Below are 19,591 nucleotides of genomic sequence, written 5' to 3'. Positions count from 1 at the left end.
GTCCTGCGAAGCGCCGGGTGGTTATCTCTTTAGGTCGGGTTGGGCCCTTCGCGAGCAAGCCCGCTCCCACAGGGATCTTCGGTGGATACAAGACTTGTGTTCGACTGGGGCCCAAATGTGGGAGCGGGCTTGCTCGCGAAGAGGCCGGATCAGGCAATGCAAGACTCAACCCTGTCCCGGCACATTCGGCCAAAGGTCCGCCACCAAAAACAGACGTTCAGCCTCTTCCCAGTCGCCGCTGGCATTCTCGGTCAGGCGCACCAGCAACTGTGCTGGCGCCAAGGGGTCCAGTTCATCCAGCCACGCCTGCATCTGTCCGGGGTTCCAGGTGTGCTCGGCCGAATAATGCGCTGGCGCCAGCCAGGCGTGGCGGGGCAGGGGTTGCCAGCGACCGGGCGGACTCTGGGCCAACAACGCCGGCCAATCCTTTTGATGCAACCAGCGACCGCGCAAATGCTGCGGATGGGCACCCGATGGCGGGGCGGCCTGACCGGGCCACGGATACAGCAAGTACCCGCCCAGCCACAAATGCGCACTGAAGGCCTGGATATCCAGCGCCGCCAGCACTTCACGGCTCTCGGGGCGCGCGGAAATCGGCAATTGATGCTGGCTCAGGTGGGCCAGTTTGCGGTCGAGCCGGTCGTGGCAGCCCGGGCCCAGCCATTGGGAGGTGTCGTGTCCGTCGCCGGATTGCGGGCCGAGGTAGAGCTTGATCGCAAGTTCCAGGTGGTGCACGCCGTCGCGGTCGCGCAGCAGCATGTCCAGTTCACCCAGGGTGTGCCCCTCGCGGCGAATCGGCAGGTTGGCGGCAATCAGTTCAATGCCTGGAGCATGCTCCACGGCGAATTGCCAGAGGCGTTCGTAGTACAGGCCCAGGCGCCGGGTTCGGGCCTGGGCGAGCCAGTGCAGCAGGCCATAACTGTCCCGGTCCAGCTGCCGCAGCCAATGTTCCAGCCGATCCGGAGCCTGCACCCAGTCGCTGCCGGCCAGCGGGTGGCGCTGCGGCCACGGGGTATCGTCCAGCATGGGCGGCGCGAGGATAACCCACGCCAGGTCACGCACTTCGGGATGGCGTAACTGATGGGGCAGGTGGAGCAAATCGGGAAATAGCATCATCTTGCGAGCATAGCCCGAAACCCGGGCACACCCTTGAAGCTGAAAGGATTTTGTCTACGGGCGGCTTTCGCCCATAATCGTGGTTTTCGCCGCCACGCAGATCCCCGCAGGAGCCCCATGGAGCAATTTCGCAATATCGGCATCATCGGTCGCCTGGGCAGTTCCCAGGTGCTGGATACCGTCCGCCGACTGAAACGGTTTCTGCTCGATCGTCATCTGCACGTGATCCTCGAAGACACCATCGCCGAAGTGCTGCCAGGGCACGGCTTGCAAACTTCGTCGCGCAAGATGCTCGGCGAAGTCTGCGACATGGTCATTGTGGTCGGTGGTGACGGCAGCCTGCTCGGTGCCGCCCGTGCGCTGGCCAAGCACAATATTCCGGTGCTCGGTATCAACCGCGGCAGCCTGGGCTTTCTCACCGACATCCGTCCCGATGAGCTGGAAACCAAGGTCGCCGAAGTGCTGGACGGCCACTATCTGGTGGAAAACCGCTTCCTGTTGCAGGCCGAAGTCCGTCGCCACGGCGAGGCCATCGGCCAGGGCGATGCACTCAATGATGTGGTGCTGCACCCCGGCAAATCCACGCGAATGATCGAGTTCGAGCTGTACATCGACGGACAGTTCGTCTGCAGCCAGAAGGCCGACGGCCTGATCGTTGCGACGCCGACCGGATCCACCGCCTACGCGTTGTCCGCCGGCGGGCCGATCATGCATCCCAAGCTCGACGCTATTGTGATTGTGCCGATGTACCCCCATACCTTGTCGGGTAGACCGATCGTGGTCGATGGCAACAGTGAGCTGAAAATCGTCGTGTCCAAGGATATGCAGATTTACCCGCAAGTCTCGTGCGACGGGCAGAACCACTTCACCTGCGCGCCGGGCGACACCATCACCGTCAGCAAGAAAGCCCAGAAACTGCGGCTGATTCACCCGCTGGACCACAATTACTACGAAGTCTGCCGGACCAAGCTCGGCTGGGGCAGCAAGTTGGGGGGGGGAGGCGACTGATGCTCGATCCCGCGCGTAGCTACGACCTGATCGGTGACGTGCACGGTTGCGCCCTGACCCTGGAGCACTTGCTCGACCGACTCGGTTATCACAAACAGGGTGGCGTCTGGCGGCATGCCTCGCGCATGGCGGTGTTCGTCGGCGATATCATCGACCGCGGCCCGCGGATTCGCGAGGCACTGCACATCGTCCACGACATGGTCGAGGCCGGTCAGGCGCTGTGCATCATGGGCAACCACGAGTTCAATGCGCTGGGCTGGGCGACGCCGGCGTTGCCCGGCAGCGGCAAGCAGTTCGTGCGCGAGCACACGCCGCGCCATGCCCGCTTGCTGCACGAAACCCTGACCCAGTTCGAAAACCATCCGGGCGACTGGCACGACTTCCAGCAATGGTTCTACCAGTTGCCATTGTTCGTCGATGCCAGGCGTTTTCGCGTGGTCCACGCCTGCTGGGACGCCGGGTTGATCGAGCCGCTGCGGGCATTGTTCCCCAACGGTTGCGTCGACGAGCATTTTGTCCAGGCGTCGGCGGAGTCGGGCTCTTTTGCCTGCACCGTATTCGACCGGCTGTTGCGCGGTACGGACATGCGCTTGCCCCATGGCCTGACCATGACCAGCGGCGACGGCCTGGTGCGCTCGTTCTTCCGGACCAAGTTCTGGGAAGACGATCCGAAAACCTACGGCGATATCGTGTTCCAGCCGGATGCACTGCCCGAACCCGTGGCCCGGACCCCGTTGACGTCCACTGAAAAGAACAGTTTGCTGCGCTACGGCATCGATGAGCCGCTGTTGTTCGTCGGCCATTACTGGCGCAGCGGCAAGCCGGCACCGATCCGGCCGAACCTGGCCTGCCTGGATTACAGCGCGGTGCTGTACGGCAAACTGGTTGCCTACCGACTGGATCAGGAAACCCGCCTGGATCCGCAAAAATTCGTCTGGGTCGATGTCGAGCGGCCGGAGGTGCTGCAATGAGTGCTGTAGCGGTATTGCGTCTGCCCCTGGCGGTGGACTTGAGCGGGTTCGTCACCCTGCTCAAGCGCATGCAAGTGCCCCACCGGGTCAGCGAAGAAGCTGGCGAGCAGGTGCTGTGGGTGCCGGACAACATCAGCGAAGACGTGCGTGCGTTGTACGAACGTTTTCCGGCGGGCGATCCCGACCAGCAACTGGACATTCCGGTGGCGCAAACCGTCAAGCGCCCGGGCTTCGTCGAGCAGTTGAAATACGCCAGGGCCACTGCGCTGGTATTGCTGCTGAGCATGATCGTCGGCGCGGTCACCTTGCTCGGCGACAACCTTGAAACGCTGCGCTGGCTGACCTTCCTCGAATTCCGCGTGGTCGGCGAGTACATCCATTTCACGCCACTGGCCGACAGCCTGGCGGCGGGGCAATGGTGGCGCCTGGTCACGCCGATGCTGATCCACTTCGGCATCCTGCACCTGGCGATGAACGGCATGTGGTACTGGGAACTGGGGCGGCGCATCGAGTCGCGCCAGGGCAGTATCAACCTGATCGGCCTGACCTTGCTGTTCAGCCTGGTGTCCAACTTCGCCCAGTATTTGTTCAGCGGCCCGACCCTGTTCGGCGGTTTGTCCGGCGTACTGTACGGCCTGCTCGGGCATTGCTGGATCTTCCAGCTGCTGGCGCCGAACCCGGCCTATCGCCTGCCGCGTGGCGTGCTGGTGATGATGCTGGTGTGGTTGCTGCTGTGCCTGTCCGGGCTGGTGTCGATGATCGGCTTCGGCGAAATCGCCAACGCGGCCCACGTCAGCGGGTTACTCATCGGATGCTTCACCGGTTTGTTGGGCGGTTTGTATAACCGCCGTAAACTGGCCGCCTAATTTAAGAACATGCAATAAAGAGACGGAGACCCAATGTCCTCTTTTAACGAAATGATCAACAACATCACTCCCGATATCTACGAGAGCCTGAAACTGGCCGTGGAAATCGGCAAATGGTCCGACGGTGGCAAGCTCACCGCCGAACAACGCGAGCTGTCGCTGCAGGCGATGATCGCCTGGGAAATCCAGAACCTGCCCGAGGACCAGCGCACCGGTTACATGGGCCCGCAGGAATGCAGCTCGAAGTCGATTCAAGTGCCCAATATCCTGTTCAAGTCGGATGCCATCCATTGATCGAGATTGGCCGCGGTGCAATCAGCAAAATGTCGGCGCGCCTGGACGGGCCGAACGTGCAATACGCTTTCCGTCTGGGCGAAACCGAGGTTCCGGTCAATCCGTTGATCGGCACCACGGTGCGCCTGGAATACCTGGGGGCGATCCACTGCACCCATTGCGGACGCAAGACCAAGACCAGTTTCAGCCAGGGTTACTGCTACCCGTGCATGACCAAGCTGGCCCAGTGCGACGTGTGCATCATGAGCCCGGAGCGCTGCCACTTCGAGGCCGGCACTTGCCGGGAACCTGAGTGGGGCGAGAAGTTCTGCATGACCGATCACGTGGTGTACCTGGCCAACTCGTCGGGGGTGAAAGTCGGGATTACCCGCGCCACCCAGTTGCCGACCCGCTGGCTCGACCAGGGTGCGAGCCAGGCCTTGCCGATCATGCGCGTCTCGACCCGCCAGCAGTCCGGCTTCGTCGAAGACCTGTTCCGCAGTCAGGTGGCCGACAAGACCAACTGGCGTGCTTTGCTCAAGGGCGATGCGGCGGCGGTGAACCTGGCCGAAGTCCGCGATCGACTGTTCGAGAGCTGCGCTGAAGGCTTGCTCGGGTTGCAGCAGCGATTTGGCTTGCAAGCGATCCAGCCGGTGACCGACGTCGAACCGTTGGAAATCCGCTACCCGGTCGAGCAGTACCCGGCGAAGATCGTCAGCTTCAACCTGGACAAGAACCCGATTGCCGAAGGCACGCTGATGGGGGTCAAGGGCCAATACCTGATCTTCGATACCGGCGTGATCAACATTCGTAAATACACGGCTTATCAGCTCGCCGTGCATCAGTAAGGACTCCAGCATGCGCACCGAACAACCGAAGATGATCTACCTCAAGGACTATCAGGCGCCCGAGTACCTGATCGACGAAACACACCTGACCTTCGAGTTGTACGAGGACCACAGCCTGGTCCATGCGCAACTGGTGATGCGCCGCAACCCCGAGCGTGGTCCGGGCCTGCCGCCGCTGGTGCTGGACGGCCAGCAGCTGGAACTGCTGTCGGTCACCCTGGCCGACCAGGCGCTTTCAGAGGCGCAGTATCAGCTGACCGAGAATCACCTGACCCTGCACCCGACCAGCACCACTTTCACGGTCGACACCAGCGTCCGGATCCACCCGGAAACCAACACTGCGCTCGAAGGCCTGTACAAGTCCGGCACGATGTTCTGCACCCAGTGCGAGGCCGAAGGCTTTCGCAAGATCACCTATTACCTCGACCGCCCGGACGTGATGAGCACCTTCACCACCACGGTCGTCGCCGAACAACACAGCTATCCGGTGCTGCTGTCCAACGGCAACCCGATCGCTTCCGGTCCCGGTGAAGAAGGCCGGCACTGGGCAACCTGGGAAGACCCGTTCAAGAAGCCGGCGTACCTGTTCGCGCTGGTGGCCGGTGACCTGTGGTGCGTCGAAGACAGCTTCACCACCATGAGCGAGCGTAATGTGGCGCTGCGCATTTATGTCGAGCCGGAAAACATCGACAAGTGCCAGCACGCCATGAACAGCCTGAAGAAGTCCATGCGCTGGGACGAAGAGGTCTACGGTCGCGAGTACGACCTGGATATCTTCATGATCGTCGCCGTGAATGACTTCAACATGGGTGCCATGGAGAACAAGGGCCTCAACATCTTCAACTCCAGCGCCGTGCTGGCCAAGGCTGAAACCGCCACCGATGCCGCGCACCAGCGGGTCGAGGCGATCGTCGCCCACGAATACTTTCACAACTGGTCGGGCAACCGCGTGACCTGCCGCGACTGGTTCCAGTTGTCGCTCAAGGAAGGCTTCACGGTGTTCCGCGATGCCGGTTTCTCCTCGGACATGAACTCGGCCACGGTCAAGCGCATCCAGGACGTGGCGTACCTGCGCACCCACCAGTTCGCCGAAGACGCCGGCCCCATGGCCCACGCCGTGCGCCCGGACAGCTTTATCGAGATTTCCAACTTCTACACCCTGACCGTGTACGAAAAGGGCTCGGAAGTGGTCGGCATGATCCACACCTTGCTCGGCGCCGAAGGCTTTCGCAAAGGCAGCGACCTGTACTTCGAACGCCACGACGGCCAGGCCGTGACCTGCGATGACTTCATCAAGGCCATGGAAGATGCCAATGGCGTTGACCTGTCCCAGTTCAAGCGTTGGTACAGCCAGGCCGGTACACCGCGGCTGGCGGTAACCGAGTCCTACGACGCCGCCGCGAAAACCTACAGCCTGACGTTCCGCCAGAGCTGTCCGCAAACCCCGGACAAGGTTGAAAAACTGCCGTTCGTGATCCCGGTCGAACTGGGCCTGCTGGATTCCAAAGGCGCGGCTATTGCCCTGCGTCTGTCCGGTGAAGCTACCGCCCAAGGCACCTCGCGGGTCATTTCGGTGACTGAAGCCGAGCAGACCTTCACCTTCGTCGACATCGCCGGACAACCGCTACCGTCGTTGCTGCGCGGCTTCTCGGCACCGGTGAAGCTGAGCTTCCCGTACAACCGCGACCAGTTGATGTTCCTGATGCAGCACGACAGCGACGGCTTCAACCGCTGGGATGCTGGCCAGCAATTGTCGGTGCAGGTGCTGCAAGAGTTGATCGGCCAACAGCAGAAGGGCGAAGCGCTGGTACTCGATCAGCGTCTGGTGTCGGCGCTGCGCACGGTGCTCTCGGACGAGTCGCTGGATCAGGCCATGGTCGCCGAAATGCTCTCGCTGCCAAGCGAAGCCTACTTGACCGAAATCAGCGACGTGGCGGACGTCGAAGCGATTCACACCGCCCGCGAGTTTGCCCGCAAGCAATTGGCCGATGCGTTGTTCGAAGGCCTGTGGCTGCGTTACCAGGCCAACCGCGAGTTGTCGAAGCAGACTCCGTACGTGGCCGAGGCCGAGCACTTCGCTCGCCGCGCGTTGCAGAACATCGCATTGTCCTACCTGATGCTCAGCGGCAAGCCGGAAGTTCTGGCGGCAACCCTGGAGCAGTTCGATGCGTGCGACAACATGACCGAGCGCCTGACCGCGCTGGCCGTGCTGGTCAACTCACCCTTTGAAGCCGAGAAGGCCAAGGCGCTGGCCAGCTTCGCCGAGCACTTCAAGGACAACCCGCTGGTCATGGATCAGTGGTTCAGCGTGCAGGCCGGCAGTGTATTGCCGGGCGGTCTGGAGCGTGTGAAAGCGCTGATGCAGCACCCGGCGTTCAACATCAAGAACCCGAACAAGGTGCGGGCGCTGGTCGGTGCGTTTGCCGGGCAGAACCTGATCAACTTCCACGCGGCCGACGGTTCGGGGTATCGCTTCCTGGCGGATCTGGTGATCGAGTTGAATGGCTTTAATCCGCAGATTGCTTCTCGGCAGTTGGCGCCTTTGACTCGCTGGCGCAAGTACGACAGTGCTCGTCAGGCTTTGATGAAGGGGGAGTTGGAGCGGATTCGGGCTTCGGGGCAGTTGTCCAGTGATGTGTTTGAAGTGGTCAGCAAGAGTTTGGTCTGAGTCTGTTCGTGACCTTGGCGGCCTTCGGGCCGACCAGGGTTGTGGGTTGATTGAGTACATATCCGTTGCTGCGGTAACGGCGGCTTATGGTTTCGCCCTGACGGCGAGTCACTTTTTTTACAAGCGCCTAAAAAAGTAACCCAAAAAACGCTCGCCCCGAACGTACGGCCCCTCGCTTGGGCTCGGGGTTCCTTCGCTCCGGCATTCATCCGGGGGCATCGCCTCCGGTCGGCTTCGCTCGACCTCCTCTCGATGTGTTCGGCTGCGCCGAACGGCGNAAAAAAAGTAAGAAAAAAAACGCTCGCCCCGAACGTACGGCCCCTCGCTAAGGCTCGGGGTTCCTTCGCTCCGGCATTCATCCGGGGGCATCGCCTCCGGTCGGCTTCGCTCGACCTCCTCTCGATGTGTTCGGCTGCGCCGAACGGCGCTGCGCGCCCACCCCCGGATGAACGCCTCCGCTCAGCCTGCCGAGGGGGCGGGTGGATCAAGATCAAAAGCTGCAGGCGAGCTAACGCTCGGCCTGATGAGTGGTGAGAGGCGGCGCGGTGTGGGCTGTTCTGCCTTTGCTTTTTTGTGGGAGCGGCGGTGCGGCGATCCCACAGTTGACCAGTGTCAGGCGCAAAATCCGTGTACAACCACGTCCCCTGTGGGAGCGAGCTTGCTCGCGATGACGGCCTGTCAGCCAACTCAACTCTCAAAGGCGAACGAACCCCGCAAACAGGCCGGCCGGTAGGCCGCCTCGCTTTGGCTTTTGATCTTGATCTTCTTGCCCCCTCGAGAGGCCGAGCGCAGGTTCTGCGCAGTGGGCAACCCGGCATGGATGCCGGGTTAGCCGCCGCCGGCCATGGATGGCCGATGGCGGCGGGTCCACGGAGCAGGACCGGAGCGAGGGCATGCCGAGCCTAAGCGAGGCACCGAACGTAAGGGGCAAAGCGCTTTGGTTACTTTCGCGCTTTTCGAAAGTGACCCGCCGTAAGGGCGGAACCAATAGCGGCCGTAACCGCAGCAACGGATATGTACCCCAAACCCCAAACCCCAAACCCCAAACCCCAAAACCGCAATCACCCCACCTGATACCCAACCATTCAGAACAACCCCCCATCCCCCCGGTTAACAAAACATAACGTGGCGTCGATTGTCAGACATGAAAAAACACCGATAGGATAAGCCAGCTTCCGAAGGGGCTCTGGATTGCGGGTTTCAGGACTATGCTCTGAAACAGCCGGACCAGACACGCACCCTTGCGGCGCCCAGAAAGGTTGAACGACCTAACAATAATAATGGGAGAAGGTCTATGAGTGAGCCTGTCATGGGTGTGGGTATCTGCCGCCCGCCGGCACTACGCAAATTCGCGTTGCTGGCCACAGCGCTCTCGCTGTTGGGCTCTGCCATGCTGTCGGCGCCTGCGCTGGCCGCGGCGGCGCCAGCATCCGATGTTGTTTATTCCATTGAATCCGCCAAGGCTGCCAAAAGCCTGATGCTCGATGTCGTCCACGCCGGCAAGCGCCTGGTGGCGGTCGGGGATCGTGGGCACATCCTGTATTCCGATGACCAGGGCGCTACCTGGACCCAGGCCAAGGTCCCGACCCGGGCCCTGCTGACGTCGGTGTTTTTCGTCGATGACAAGCACGGCTGGGCCGTCGGTCATGACGCGCAGATCCTCGCCAGCGAGGACGGCGGCGCGACCTGGACCAAGCAATTCGAAGATCTGACACGCGAATCGCCGCTGCTCGATGTCTGGTTCAAGGACGTTGACAGTGGCTTTGCCGTGGGCGCCTACGGCTCTCTGATGGAAACCACCGACGGTGGCAAGCATTGGGAAGACGCCAGCGATCGCCTGGACAACGAAGACCAGTACCACCTGAATTCGATCGCTGCGGTCAAGGACGCCGGGCTGTTCATCGTCGGCGAGCAGGGCAGCATGTTCCGTTCCGCGGACTGGGGCCAGACCTGGGAGAAACTCGAAGGTCCGTACGAAGGCTCGCTGTTCGGCGTGATCGGCACGGCGCAGCCCAATACGCTGCTGGCCTACGGTCTGCGCGGTAACCTTTACCGTTCCACGGACTTTGGCAGCAACTGGGAGCAGGTCGAGCTCAAGGCTGAACGTGGCGACCTGGAGTTCGGGCTGTCCGGCGGTACGCTGCTCGACGACGGTTCCATCGTGATCGTCGGCAACGGCGGCTCGGTGATTCGCAGCAGCGACAATGGCGAAACCTTCAAGGTGGTCAACCGTCCGGACCGTATTTCGGTTTCGGCAGTGACGGCGGCAGGCAATGGCAATCTGGTTCTGGCCGGGCAGGGCGGCGTTCGCGTCACCTCGCCGAGCGGCACCGAGTCGGGCAAATGAGCCGGGTTAATAATAAGAAGGCGGAGCTATGACTTCCTTGAGTACTCATCACCAGGACAAGGCGACGTTCCTCGAGCGCCTGATCTTCAACAACCGCCCGGCAGTGATCACGATCTGCCTGCTGGTCAGTATTTTCCTGTTCTGGCAGGCGACGCTGATCCGTCCGTCCACCAGCTTCGAAAAAATGATCCCGCTGGAGCATCCCTTCATCCAGAAGATGATGGAGCACCGCAACGATCTGGCGAACCTGGGCAACACCGTGCGGATCTCGGTGGAAGCCACCGATGGCGACATCTTCTCCAAGGAGTACATGGAGACCTTGCGTCAGATCAACGACGAAGTGTTCTACATCTCCGGTGTCGACCGTTCCGGCCTCAAGTCGCTGTGGAGCCCGAGCATTCGCTGGACCGAAGTGACTGAAGAGGGCTTCGCCGGCGGTGAAGTGATTCCGCAGAGCTACAATGGCTCCCAGGCCAGCCTCGACTTGCTGCGCAACAACGTGCTCAAGTCCGGTCAGGTCGGACGGTTGGTGTCCAACGATTTCAAGTCGAGCATCGTCGACATTCCATTGCTGGAGTCCTACCCGGACCCGCAGGACCAGGGCAAGCTGCTGGCGCTGGACTATCGCCAGTTCTCTCACGAGCTTGAAGACAAGATCCGCACCAAGTTCGAAGCACAGAACCCGAACGTGAAGATCCACATTGTCGGTTTTGCCAAGAAAGTCGGTGACCTGATCGATGGCCTGGTGATGGTGGTCATGTTCTTCGGCATCGCCTTCGTCATCACCCTGATCCTCCTGCTGTGGTTCACCAACTGCCTGCGCAGTACCGTCGCCGTGTTGAGCACGACGCTGGTGGCAGTGGTCTGGCAACTGGGCTTGATGCACTTCTTCGGCTTCGGGCTCGACCCCTATTCGATGCTGGTGCCGTTCCTGATTTTCGCCATCGGTATTTCCCACGGCGTACAGAAGATCAACGGGATCGCCCTGCAATCGAGCGAGGCGGACAACGCCCTCACGGCGGCGCGCCGTACGTTCCGTCAATTGTTCCTGCCGGGGATGATCGCGATCCTCGCCGATGCCGTGGGTTTTATCACGCTGTTGATCATCGATATCGGTGTGATCCGTGAACTGGCCATCGGCGCATCCATCGGTGTGGCGGTGATCGTGTTCACCAACCTGATCCTGCTGCCGGTGGCGATTTCCTATGTCGGCATCAGCAAGCGTGCGGTCGAGCGCAGCAAGAAAGACGCGGTGCGCGAGCATCCGTTCTGGCGCCTGCTGTCGAACTTCGCCAGCGCCAAGGTTGCCCCGGTTTCCATTCTGCTGGCATTGATCGCCTTTGGCGGCGGCCTGTGGTACAGCCAGAACCTGAAAATCGGCGACCTCGACCAGGGTGCACCGGAACTGCGTCCGGACTCGCGCTACAACAAGGACAACAACTTCATCATCAACAACTACTCCACCAGCTCCGATGTGTTGGTGGTGATGGTCAAGACCAAGTCCGAAGGCTGCTCGCGCTATGAAGCCATGGCGCCGATCGACGAGCTGATGTGGAAGATGCAGAACACCGAGGGCGTGCAGTCGGCGATTTCCCTGGTGACCGTGTCCAAGCAAATGATCAAGGGCATGAACGAGGGCAACCTGAAATGGGAAACCCTGTCGCGCAATCCTGATGTGCTGAACAACTCCATTGCCCGCGCCGACGGCCTGTACAACAACAGCTGTTCCCTGGCGCCGGTGCTGGTGTTCCTCAACGATCACAAGGCCGAGACCCTGGATCGCGCGGTGCATGCGGTGCAGGAGTTCGCCAAGGAAAACAACAAGGAAGGCCTGGAGTTCATCCTCGCCGCCGGTAACGCCGGGATCGAGGCGGCCACCAACGAGGTAATCAAGAAGTCCGAGCTGACCATCCTGATCCTGGTGTACATCTGTGTGGCGGTCATGTGCATGATCACCTTCCGTTCGTGGGCGGCGACATTGTGCATCGTGCTGCCGCTGGTGCTGACCTCGGTACTCGGCAACGCCCTGATGGCCTTCATGGGCATCGGCGTGAAAGTCGCGACCCTGCCGGTCGTGGCGCTCGGGGTGGGGATTGGCGTGGACTACGGCATCTACATCTACAGTCGCCTGGAAAGCTTCCTGCGTGCCGGCCTGCCGCTGCAAGAGGCGTACTACCAGACGCTGAAGTCCACCGGTAAGGCGGTGCTGTTCACCGGCCTGTGCCTGGCCATCGGCGTGTGCACCTGGATCTTCTCGGCCATCAAGTTCCAGGCCGACATGGGCCTGATGCTGACCTTCATGTTGCTGTGGAACATGTTCGGTGCGCTGTGGCTGTTGCCGGCACTGGCGCGATTCCTGATCAAGCCCGAGAAACTGGCGGGGCAGAAGGGCAATTCGTTGTTTGCCCACTGATCCATGCTGAAATGAAAAAGCCGCAACCTCAGGGTTGCGGCTTTTTTATTTGGGCGAAGATCAAAAGATCGCAGCCTTCGGCAGCTCCTACATTGATCGAATACACCCACAATTAATCGGTGTAGGCAATCCCACGTAGGAGCTGCCGAAGGCTGCGATCTTTTGACTTTGCCATTACGAAGGATCGCTACCCAAAACCACATTCAACGCACTGCGCGCATCATCGAGTTGCACCAGCGTCGCATGCCGCGCGCCTAGGGCATCGCGGTTTTCGATGGCGGTCAGGATCGCCTTGTGCCGGGGCAGCGCCAGTTCATGCAGGTTCGGCCGCTGGTTGGAATGCTTCAAGGCTTCGGCGATGGCCACCGAGAGCATGTTGCACAGGTTGGCCAGCAGGTCGTTGTGCGTGGCATCGGCGATGCGACTGTGGAAGTCCAGGTCCGGCTGCAACAGAGCCTCCGGCGTCGGCGCGGCTTCCATGCGCTGGTAGGCCTCACCGATGGAGGCAATGTCCGCTTCCGTGGCGAATTGCGCGGCGAGGGCGGCAGCGGCCGGTTCGATGATGCTGCGCACGCTGGTCAGCAGGTCGAAAAACTGATTCTGCGGACTGCTTTGCATCAACCAGTGCAGCACGTCCGGATCGAGCATGTGCCAGTCCTTGCGCGGCTTGACCACGGTGCCGACCCGCGGGCGGGAATACACCAGGCCCTTGGCGACCAGGACCCGGGTGGCCTCACGCAACACCGGTCGGCTGACCGCATATTCTTCGCACAACAGCGCTTCGGCGGGCAGCTTGTCGTCCGGCAGGAAACGTCCCGAGACGATCTGCATGCCCAGCTCCTGGACGATGCGCGAGTGCATGCTTTTGCGGTCGGAGGGTTTGCGGTAATCCATGGGAAACGGCGCGGTCCTGTGCGAATAGGTGTCGCGCATGATAGCAGGCGCGGACGGTAGGCGATCCAGCCCTTGAAAAGATCGCAGCCTTCGGCAGCTCCTACAGAGATCCGGTTCACCACAATGAATGTGTCTGACCTGAATCCCGTAGGAGCTGCCGGAGGCTGCGATCTTTTTTTTAGTGGGAATGACGCGGCACTTCAGCCCCGCGGCAACCGACCAGGAAGTCGAAGTCGCAGCCCTGGTCCGCTTGCAGCACGTGGTCGATGTAGAGCTGACGATAGCCACCGACGATCAGGTTCTGCGGCGGTTGCAGGTCAGCCATGCGCGCGGCCAGTTCGGCGTCCGGGATGTCCAGGTGCAAACGGCCGCTGGCGCAATCGAGTTCGATCCAGTCGCCTTCTTTCACGGCGGCCAGCGGTCCGCCGGCAGCGGCTTCCGGGGCGACGTGCAGGACAACAGTGCCGTACGCGGTGCCGCTCATGCGCGCGTCGGAAATACGTACCATGTCGGTCACGCCCTGGGCCAGCAGCTTGGCCGGCAGGCCCATGTTGCCGACCTCGGCCATGCCCGGATAACCCTTCGGCCCGCAGTTCTTCATCACCAGTATCGAGTTGGCATCCACGTCCAGTTCCGGATCGTTGATCCGCGCCTTGTACATGTCGAAGTTCTCGAATACCACTGCGCGGCCGCGATGCTGCATCAGTTCGGGCGTGGCGGCGGACGGCTTTAGCACGGCGCCCAGCGGTGCCAGGTTGCCGCGCAAGACACAGATGCCGCCGTCGGCGCGGATCGGGTTGTCGAGGGTGCGGATCACTTCGTCTTCGCCATAGATCGGCGCGTCCCTGGTGTTCTCGCCGATGGACTTGCCATTGACGGTCAAGGCATTCGGGTTCGGGATCAGGTTGGCTTCACCGAGGCGACGCAGCACGGCGGGCAAGCCACCGGCGTAATAGAACTCTTCCATCAGGAAGCGCCCGGACGGTTGCAGGTCGACGATGGTCGGCATGCCGCGACCGATACGGGTCCAGTCATCCAGATCCAACTCCACGCCAATGCGCCCGGCAATGGCTTTCAGGTGGATCACTGCGTTGGTCGAACCGCCGATGGCGGCATTGACGCGAATGGCGTTTTCGAAGGCTTCCTTGGTGAGGATCTTCGATAGCTTCAAGTCTTCGCGCACCATCTCCACGGCACGCATGCCGGACATGTGCGCCAACACATAACGGCGCGCATCTACCGCTGGAATCGCCGCGTTGTGGGGCAGGGAGGTACCCAGTGCTTCGGCCATGCAAGCCATGGTCGAGGCCGTGCCCATGGTGTTGCAGGTGCCGGCCGAGCGGGACATGCCGCCCTCGGCCGCGAGGAAATCGTCGATGCTGATGGTGCCGGCCTTGACCTGTTCGCTGAGCTGCCAGACCACGGTGCCGGAGCCGATGTCCTTGCCCTTGTGCTTGCCGTTGAGCATTGGCCCGCCGGTGACAACGATGGCTGGCACGTCGCAACTGGCGGCGCCCATCAGCAAGGCCGGGGTGGTTTTGTCGCAGCCGGTCAGCAGCACCACGCCATCGATCGGGTTGCCGCGAATGGCTTCTTCGACATCCATGCTCGCCAGGTTGCGGGTGAGCATGGCGGTGGGGCGCAGGTTCGATTCGCCGTTGGAGAACACCGGAAACTCCACCGGGAAGCCGCCGGCCTCGATCACACCGCGTTTGACGTGCTCGGCAATCTGGCGGAAATGCGCGTTGCACGGGGTCAGTTCCGACCAGGTGTTGCAGATGCCGATGATCGGCTTGCCATGGAACTGGTGGTCGGCGATGCCCTGATTCTTCATCCAGCTGCGGTACATGAAGCCGTTCTTGTCGGCGGTGCCAAACCATTGGGCGGAACGCAGGGTGGGTTTCTTATCAGACATGATCGGTTCTCTTATTGTATGACTATATTGTTTGAGCTGAGGCGTAACATAAGCGCAAATTCTGCGCTTTGGAAGTGTTGTTGCGTAAATAGTATTACTATATAGTCCGCTCAAACGGAGGGATGGCCCTGGCGAATTGTTCGCGAGAGGCGTCCCCCGAGGTTCTATAACAACAACAATCGGAGACCGATCTCATGAGCCAGGAACTGCGGCTTATCCGTCGCATCACGCTGAAACTGATTCCTTTCCTGATCCTGCTGTACCTGATCGCCTATGTGGACCGCTCCGCGGTGGGCTTCGCCAAACTGCACATGGGCGCCGACATTGGCCTGGGTGATGCGGCCTACGGCCTTGGCGCAGGGTTGTTCTTCATTGGCTACTTCCTGCTGGAAATCCCCAGCAACCTGATGCTCGACCGCTTCGGCGCACGACGCTGGTTTGCGCGGATCATGGTCACCTGGGGCGCCATCACCATCGGCATGGCCTTCGTCCAGGGGCCGAACAGCTTCTATGTGATGCGCTTTCTGCTCGGCGCCGCCGAGGCCGGGTTCTTCCCGGGCGTTCTGTACTACATTACCCAATGGTTCCCGGTTCGCCATCGCGGCAAGATCCTCGGGCTGTTCATCCTGTCGCAACCCATTGCCATGATGATCACCGGCCCCGTGTCTGGCGGCTTGCTGGGCATGGACGGCGTGCTCGGCCTGCACGGCTGGCAGTGGTTGTTCATCGTCATCGGCACCCCGGCGATCCTGCTGACCTGGCCGGTGTTGCGCTGGTTGCCCGACGGCCCGCAGCAAGTGAAGTGGATGGACCAGGCGGAAAAAGACTGGCTGAGCGGCGAGCTGAAAAAGGACCTCGAAGCCTACGGCCAGACCCGCCACGGCAATCCCTTGCATGCGCTCAAGGACAAGCGCGTCCTGCTGCTGGCGCTGTTCTACCTGCCGGTGACCCTGAGCATCTATGGCCTGGGTCTTTGGCTGCCGACCCTGATCAAGCAGTTCGGCGGCAGCGATCTGGTGACCGGGTTCGTGTCTTCGGTGCCCTACATTTTCGGGATCGTCGGTCTGTTGATCATTCCGCGCAGCTCTGACCGTTTGAATGATCGTTACGGCCATCTGGCAGTGCTTTATGTATTGGGCGCCATCGGTTTGTTCCTGAGTGCCTGGCTGTCGGTGCCGGTGCTGCAGCTGGCCGCACTGTGTCTGGTGGCGTTCGCACTGTTTTCCTGCACGGCGGTGTTCTGGACGTTGCCGGGCCGTTTCTTTGCCGGTGCCAGTGCGGCGGCGGGAATTGCGCTGATCAACTCGGTGGGCAACCTCGGCGGCTACATCGGTCCGTTCGTGATCGGTGCGCTCAAGGAATACACCGGCAACCTGGCGTCGGGCCTGTACTTCCTGTCGGGGGTGATGGTGTTCGGCCTGATTCTGACAGGCATCGTCTATCGCCTGCTGGAACGCAAGCACGTCCTGCCAGCCGATCAATTTGCAGCAAGTGCACGTGGGGCTTCCCGAACCTGATTTTGAGGGTTCACACCGACCAAATGTGGGAGCGGGCTTGCTCGCGAAAGCGGAGTGTCAGTCACCGATGATGTCGGGTATGACGGCCTCTTCGCGAGCAAGCCCGCTCCCACATTGGTTCTGAGGTGTTTTGAAGAATTGTTAACAGGAGAAAAATTCATGCGTTTGGTTCAGTTCGAATTGAGTAACGGCGTACGCCGTGTCGGCGTGGTCGAGGCAGGCCTGGTCCGTGAAGTGCAGGACGCGCGCACCGTTCGCGATCTGGCATTGGCGGCGATCGAGGCGGGCGCAAGCCTTGAGCAACAGGTGCAAAGCCTGGGGCTGGGCATCAGCCACGACTATGCCGAACTGCTGACGCAACGGCGCATCCTGCCGCCGCTGGACCATGCGGACCCGGCGCACATGCTGGTCAGCGGTACGGGCCTGACCCATCTGGGCAGTGCGTCGGCCCGGGACAAGATGCATCAGCAGAACGGCGACGAATCCGCGCTGACCGACACCATGCGCATCTTCAAGTGGGGCGTGGAGGGCGGTAAGCCAGCAGTGGATGAAGCCGGTGTGCAACCGGAGTGGTTCTACAAAGGCGATGGCAGCATCGTCGTCAGGCCCGGCCAGCCGTTTCCCCTGCCACCGTTTGCCGAAGATGCCGGTGAAGAGCCGGAGATCGCCGGCCTGTACGTGATTGGTCAGGACGGCAAGCCGTATCGCCTGGGGTTCGCCGTGGGCAACGAGTTCTCCGATCACGTCATGGAGCGCAAGAACTACCTGTACCTGGCCCACTCGAAACTGCGCAGCTGCAGCTATGGCCCGGAACTGCGGGTCGGCGAACTGCCGCAGCATCTGGCGGGCACCAGCCGCATCCTGCGGGACGGCGAAGTGCTGTGGCAGAACGAGTTTCTCAGTGGCGAGGCGAACATGTGCCACAGCCTCGCCAACCTCGAATTCCATCATTTCAAATACAGCCAGTTCCTGCGACCGGGGGATGTGCACATTCACTTCTTCGGCACGGCGACCCTGTCCTTTGCCGACGGCGTTCGCACGCAACCGGGTGACGTGTTCGAGATCACCCAGGCCGAATTCGGCGCGCCATTGATCAATGGCATCGCTCCGGTCGCAGCGGCTTTTGAACCCGGCACCGTCGGCACACTTTGAGGAGTTACCCATGACCCGGATTCTTGGACACAACTACATCGGCGGCCAACGCAGCGCCGCCGGCAGCGTCAAATTGCAGAGTGTCGATGCCACCACCGGTGAGGCATTGCCCCATGATTTCTATCAGGCGACCCCGCAGGAAGTCGATGCGGCGGCCAGCGCGGCGGCGGCCGCGTATCCGGCCTATCGCAGCCTGAGCGCGGAGCGGCGGGCGCAGTTTCTCGAGGCCATCGCCGATGAACTGGATGCCCTCGGTGATGATTTTGTCGCAGTGGTCTGCCGCGAAACGGCGCTGCCGGCCGGCCGGATTCAAGGCGAGCGTGGACGCACCAGCGGGCAGATGCGTCTGTTTGCCAAAGTACTGCGTCGCGGTGACTTCTACGGTGCACGGATCGACCGGGCATTGCCGGAGCGTCAACCGTTGCCGCGCCCGGACCTGCGTCAATACCGGATCGGTCTGGGACCAGTGGCCGTGTTCGGTGCCAGCAACTTTCCGCTGGCGTTCTCCACCGCCGGCGGCGATACCGCCTCGGCGCTGGCCGCCGGGTGCCCGGTGGTGTTCAAGGCCCACAGCGGTCACATGGCCACCGCTGAATGGGTGGCTGACGCGATCATCCGCGCCGCCGAGAAAACCGGGATGCCGGCCGGCGTGTTCAACATGATCCATGGCGGGGGCGTTGGCGCGGCACTGGTCAAGCATCCGGCGATTCAGGCGGTGGGCTTCACCGGTTCGCTCAAGGGCGGTCGTGCCTTGTGCGACATGGCGGCGGCCCGTGCGCAACCGATACCGGTGTTCGCCGAAATGTCGAGCATCAACCCGGTGATCGTCTTGCCCCAGGCGTTGCAGGCGCGAGCCGATACCGTTGCTCGGGAACTCACGGCGTCGGTGGTCCAGGGCTGCGGCCAGTTCTGCACCAATCCGGGTCTGGTGATCGGCATTCGCTCAGCGCCATTCAGTGCCTTTGTGCAGCAAGTGGCCGGGTTGATGGGTGACCAGCCGGCGCAAACCATGCTCAATGCCGGAACCCTGAGCAGCTATGGCCAGGGCTTGCAAAAACTGCTCGCGCATCCGGGGATCGAGCACCTGGCCGGCAATCCGCAGCAGGGCAATCAGGCGCAACCGCAGCTGTTCAAGGCCGATGTCAGTCTGCTGCTCGATGGCGATGAAGTGTTGCAGGAGGAAGTGTTCGGCCCGACCACGGTGGTGGTTGAAGTGACGGATCCTGCGCAACTGATGGCGGCCTTGAATGGCCTGCACGGCCAGTTGACCGCTACCGTCATTGGCGAGCCGGAAGACTTCGAGCAGTTCGCCGGGCTGACGGCATTGCTGGAACAGAAAGTCGGACGCATCCTGCTCAATGGTTATCCGACGGGCGTGGAAGTCTGCGATTCGATGGTTCACGGCGGGCCTTACCCGGCCACGTCCGATGCGCGCGGTACGTCGGTGGGCACACTGGCCATCGATCGTTTCCTGCGCCCGGTGTGCTTCCAGAACTACCCGGACAGCTTGCTGCCGGATGCGCTGAAGAACGGCAATCCGTTGCGCATCCAGCGACTGGTGGATGGGCAGTCGTCCCGCGAGGCACTTTAACTGCCAGTCACA

The 19,591-nt window shown here is 61.6% G+C and carries 14 protein-coding genes; 11 read left to right on the top strand and 3 right to left on the bottom strand.

The window, feature by feature from the left end; translation table 11 throughout:
* Nucleotides 1-165: 165 nt before the first annotated feature.
* Nucleotides 166-1,116: a DUF1853 family protein gene (locus ASD95_RS23000; protein WP_056727630.1), complete on the bottom strand. Its 951-nt coding sequence runs from the start codon at nucleotides 1,114-1,116 to the stop codon at nucleotides 166-168.
* 117 nt (nucleotides 1,117-1,233) lie between these two features.
* Between ASD95_RS23000 and ASD95_RS22995 the strand changes: the two genes are divergently transcribed.
* From ASD95_RS22995 to ASD95_RS22960, 8 genes are all read left to right on the top strand, one after another.
* Nucleotides 1,234-2,124 (top strand): NAD(+) kinase, encoded by an 891-nt coding sequence (locus ASD95_RS22995; protein WP_008016128.1) that lies wholly within the window; start codon nucleotides 1,234-1,236, stop codon nucleotides 2,122-2,124.
* On the top strand, nucleotides 2,124-3,095 hold the full coding sequence (locus tag ASD95_RS22990; protein ID WP_056727626.1) for a metallophosphoesterase: 972 nt from the start codon (nucleotides 2,124-2,126) through the stop codon (nucleotides 3,093-3,095). Before ASD95_RS22995 ends, ASD95_RS22990 begins: the two co-directional genes overlap by 1 nt.
* Nucleotides 3,092-3,961, top strand: coding sequence for a rhomboid family intramembrane serine protease (locus ASD95_RS22985; RefSeq protein WP_056727625.1), 870 nt, complete (start codon nucleotides 3,092-3,094; stop codon nucleotides 3,959-3,961). Before ASD95_RS22990 ends, ASD95_RS22985 begins: the two co-directional genes overlap by 4 nt.
* 33 nt (nucleotides 3,962-3,994) lie before the next feature.
* A complete protein-coding gene (locus ASD95_RS22980; protein WP_056727623.1) occupies nucleotides 3,995-4,255 on the top strand; it encodes a YeaC family protein in 261 nt (86 codons plus the stop codon).
* Nucleotides 4,252-5,082 carry a DUF2797 domain-containing protein gene (locus ASD95_RS22975; RefSeq protein WP_056727622.1) on the top strand — a complete coding sequence of 277 codons (831 nt, stop codon included), beginning with the start codon at nucleotides 4,252-4,254 and terminating at the stop codon, nucleotides 5,080-5,082. The genes ASD95_RS22980 and ASD95_RS22975 overlap by 4 nt, the downstream gene beginning before the upstream one ends.
* A gap of 10 nt (nucleotides 5,083-5,092) precedes the next feature.
* Entirely contained in the window at nucleotides 5,093-7,750 is a 2,658-nt protein-coding gene (gene pepN, locus ASD95_RS22970) for an aminopeptidase N (RefSeq protein ID WP_056727621.1), read from the top strand.
* Between the two features lie 1,294 nt (nucleotides 7,751-9,044).
* On the top strand, nucleotides 9,045-10,097 hold the full coding sequence (locus ASD95_RS22965; RefSeq protein WP_056727619.1) for a WD40/YVTN/BNR-like repeat-containing protein: 1,053 nt from the start codon (nucleotides 9,045-9,047) through the stop codon (nucleotides 10,095-10,097).
* Between the two features lie 28 nt (nucleotides 10,098-10,125).
* Nucleotides 10,126-12,510 (top strand): efflux RND transporter permease subunit, encoded by a 2,385-nt coding sequence (locus tag ASD95_RS22960; RefSeq protein WP_056727616.1) that lies wholly within the window; start codon nucleotides 10,126-10,128, stop codon nucleotides 12,508-12,510.
* A gap of 174 nt (nucleotides 12,511-12,684) precedes the next feature.
* Here ASD95_RS22960 and ASD95_RS22955 read toward each other — a convergent pair whose 3' ends face one another.
* Both ASD95_RS22955 and ASD95_RS22950 read right to left on the bottom strand, forming a co-directional pair.
* Nucleotides 12,685-13,404, bottom strand: a complete 720-nt coding sequence (locus ASD95_RS22955) for a FadR/GntR family transcriptional regulator (RefSeq protein WP_156385876.1) — start codon at nucleotides 13,402-13,404, stop codon at nucleotides 12,685-12,687.
* A 178-nt stretch (nucleotides 13,405-13,582) separates the two neighbouring features.
* Complete coding sequence (locus ASD95_RS22950) at nucleotides 13,583-15,319, bottom strand: IlvD/Edd family dehydratase (protein WP_056727612.1); 1,737 nt, start codon at nucleotides 15,317-15,319, stop codon at nucleotides 13,583-13,585.
* Between the two features lie 194 nt (nucleotides 15,320-15,513).
* On the opposite strand from ASD95_RS22950, the gene ASD95_RS22945 reads away from it, so the two are divergent.
* The 3 genes from ASD95_RS22945 to ASD95_RS22935 all read left to right on the top strand — a co-directional run bounded on the left by ASD95_RS22945 (nucleotide 15,514) and on the right by ASD95_RS22935 (nucleotide 19,579).
* Complete coding sequence (locus ASD95_RS22945) at nucleotides 15,514-16,836, top strand: MFS transporter (RefSeq protein WP_056727610.1); 1,323 nt, start codon at nucleotides 15,514-15,516, stop codon at nucleotides 16,834-16,836.
* 159 nt (nucleotides 16,837-16,995) lie between these two features.
* Nucleotides 16,996-17,988, top strand: coding sequence for an AraD1 family protein (araD1, locus tag ASD95_RS22940; RefSeq protein WP_056727608.1), 993 nt, complete (start codon nucleotides 16,996-16,998; stop codon nucleotides 17,986-17,988).
* Between the two features lie 10 nt (nucleotides 17,989-17,998).
* Complete coding sequence (locus ASD95_RS22935; RefSeq protein WP_056727605.1) at nucleotides 17,999-19,579, top strand: aldehyde dehydrogenase (NADP(+)); 1,581 nt, start codon at nucleotides 17,999-18,001, stop codon at nucleotides 19,577-19,579.
* The last annotated feature ends 12 nt before the right edge of the window (nucleotides 19,580-19,591 follow it).

The sequence above is a fragment of the Pseudomonas sp. Root71 genome (assembly GCF_001429045.1).
In the GTDB taxonomy this organism is placed as follows: domain Bacteria; phylum Pseudomonadota; class Gammaproteobacteria; order Pseudomonadales; family Pseudomonadaceae; genus Aquipseudomonas; species Aquipseudomonas monachiensis.
This window is presented reverse-complemented; position numbering and strand designations above follow the sequence as displayed.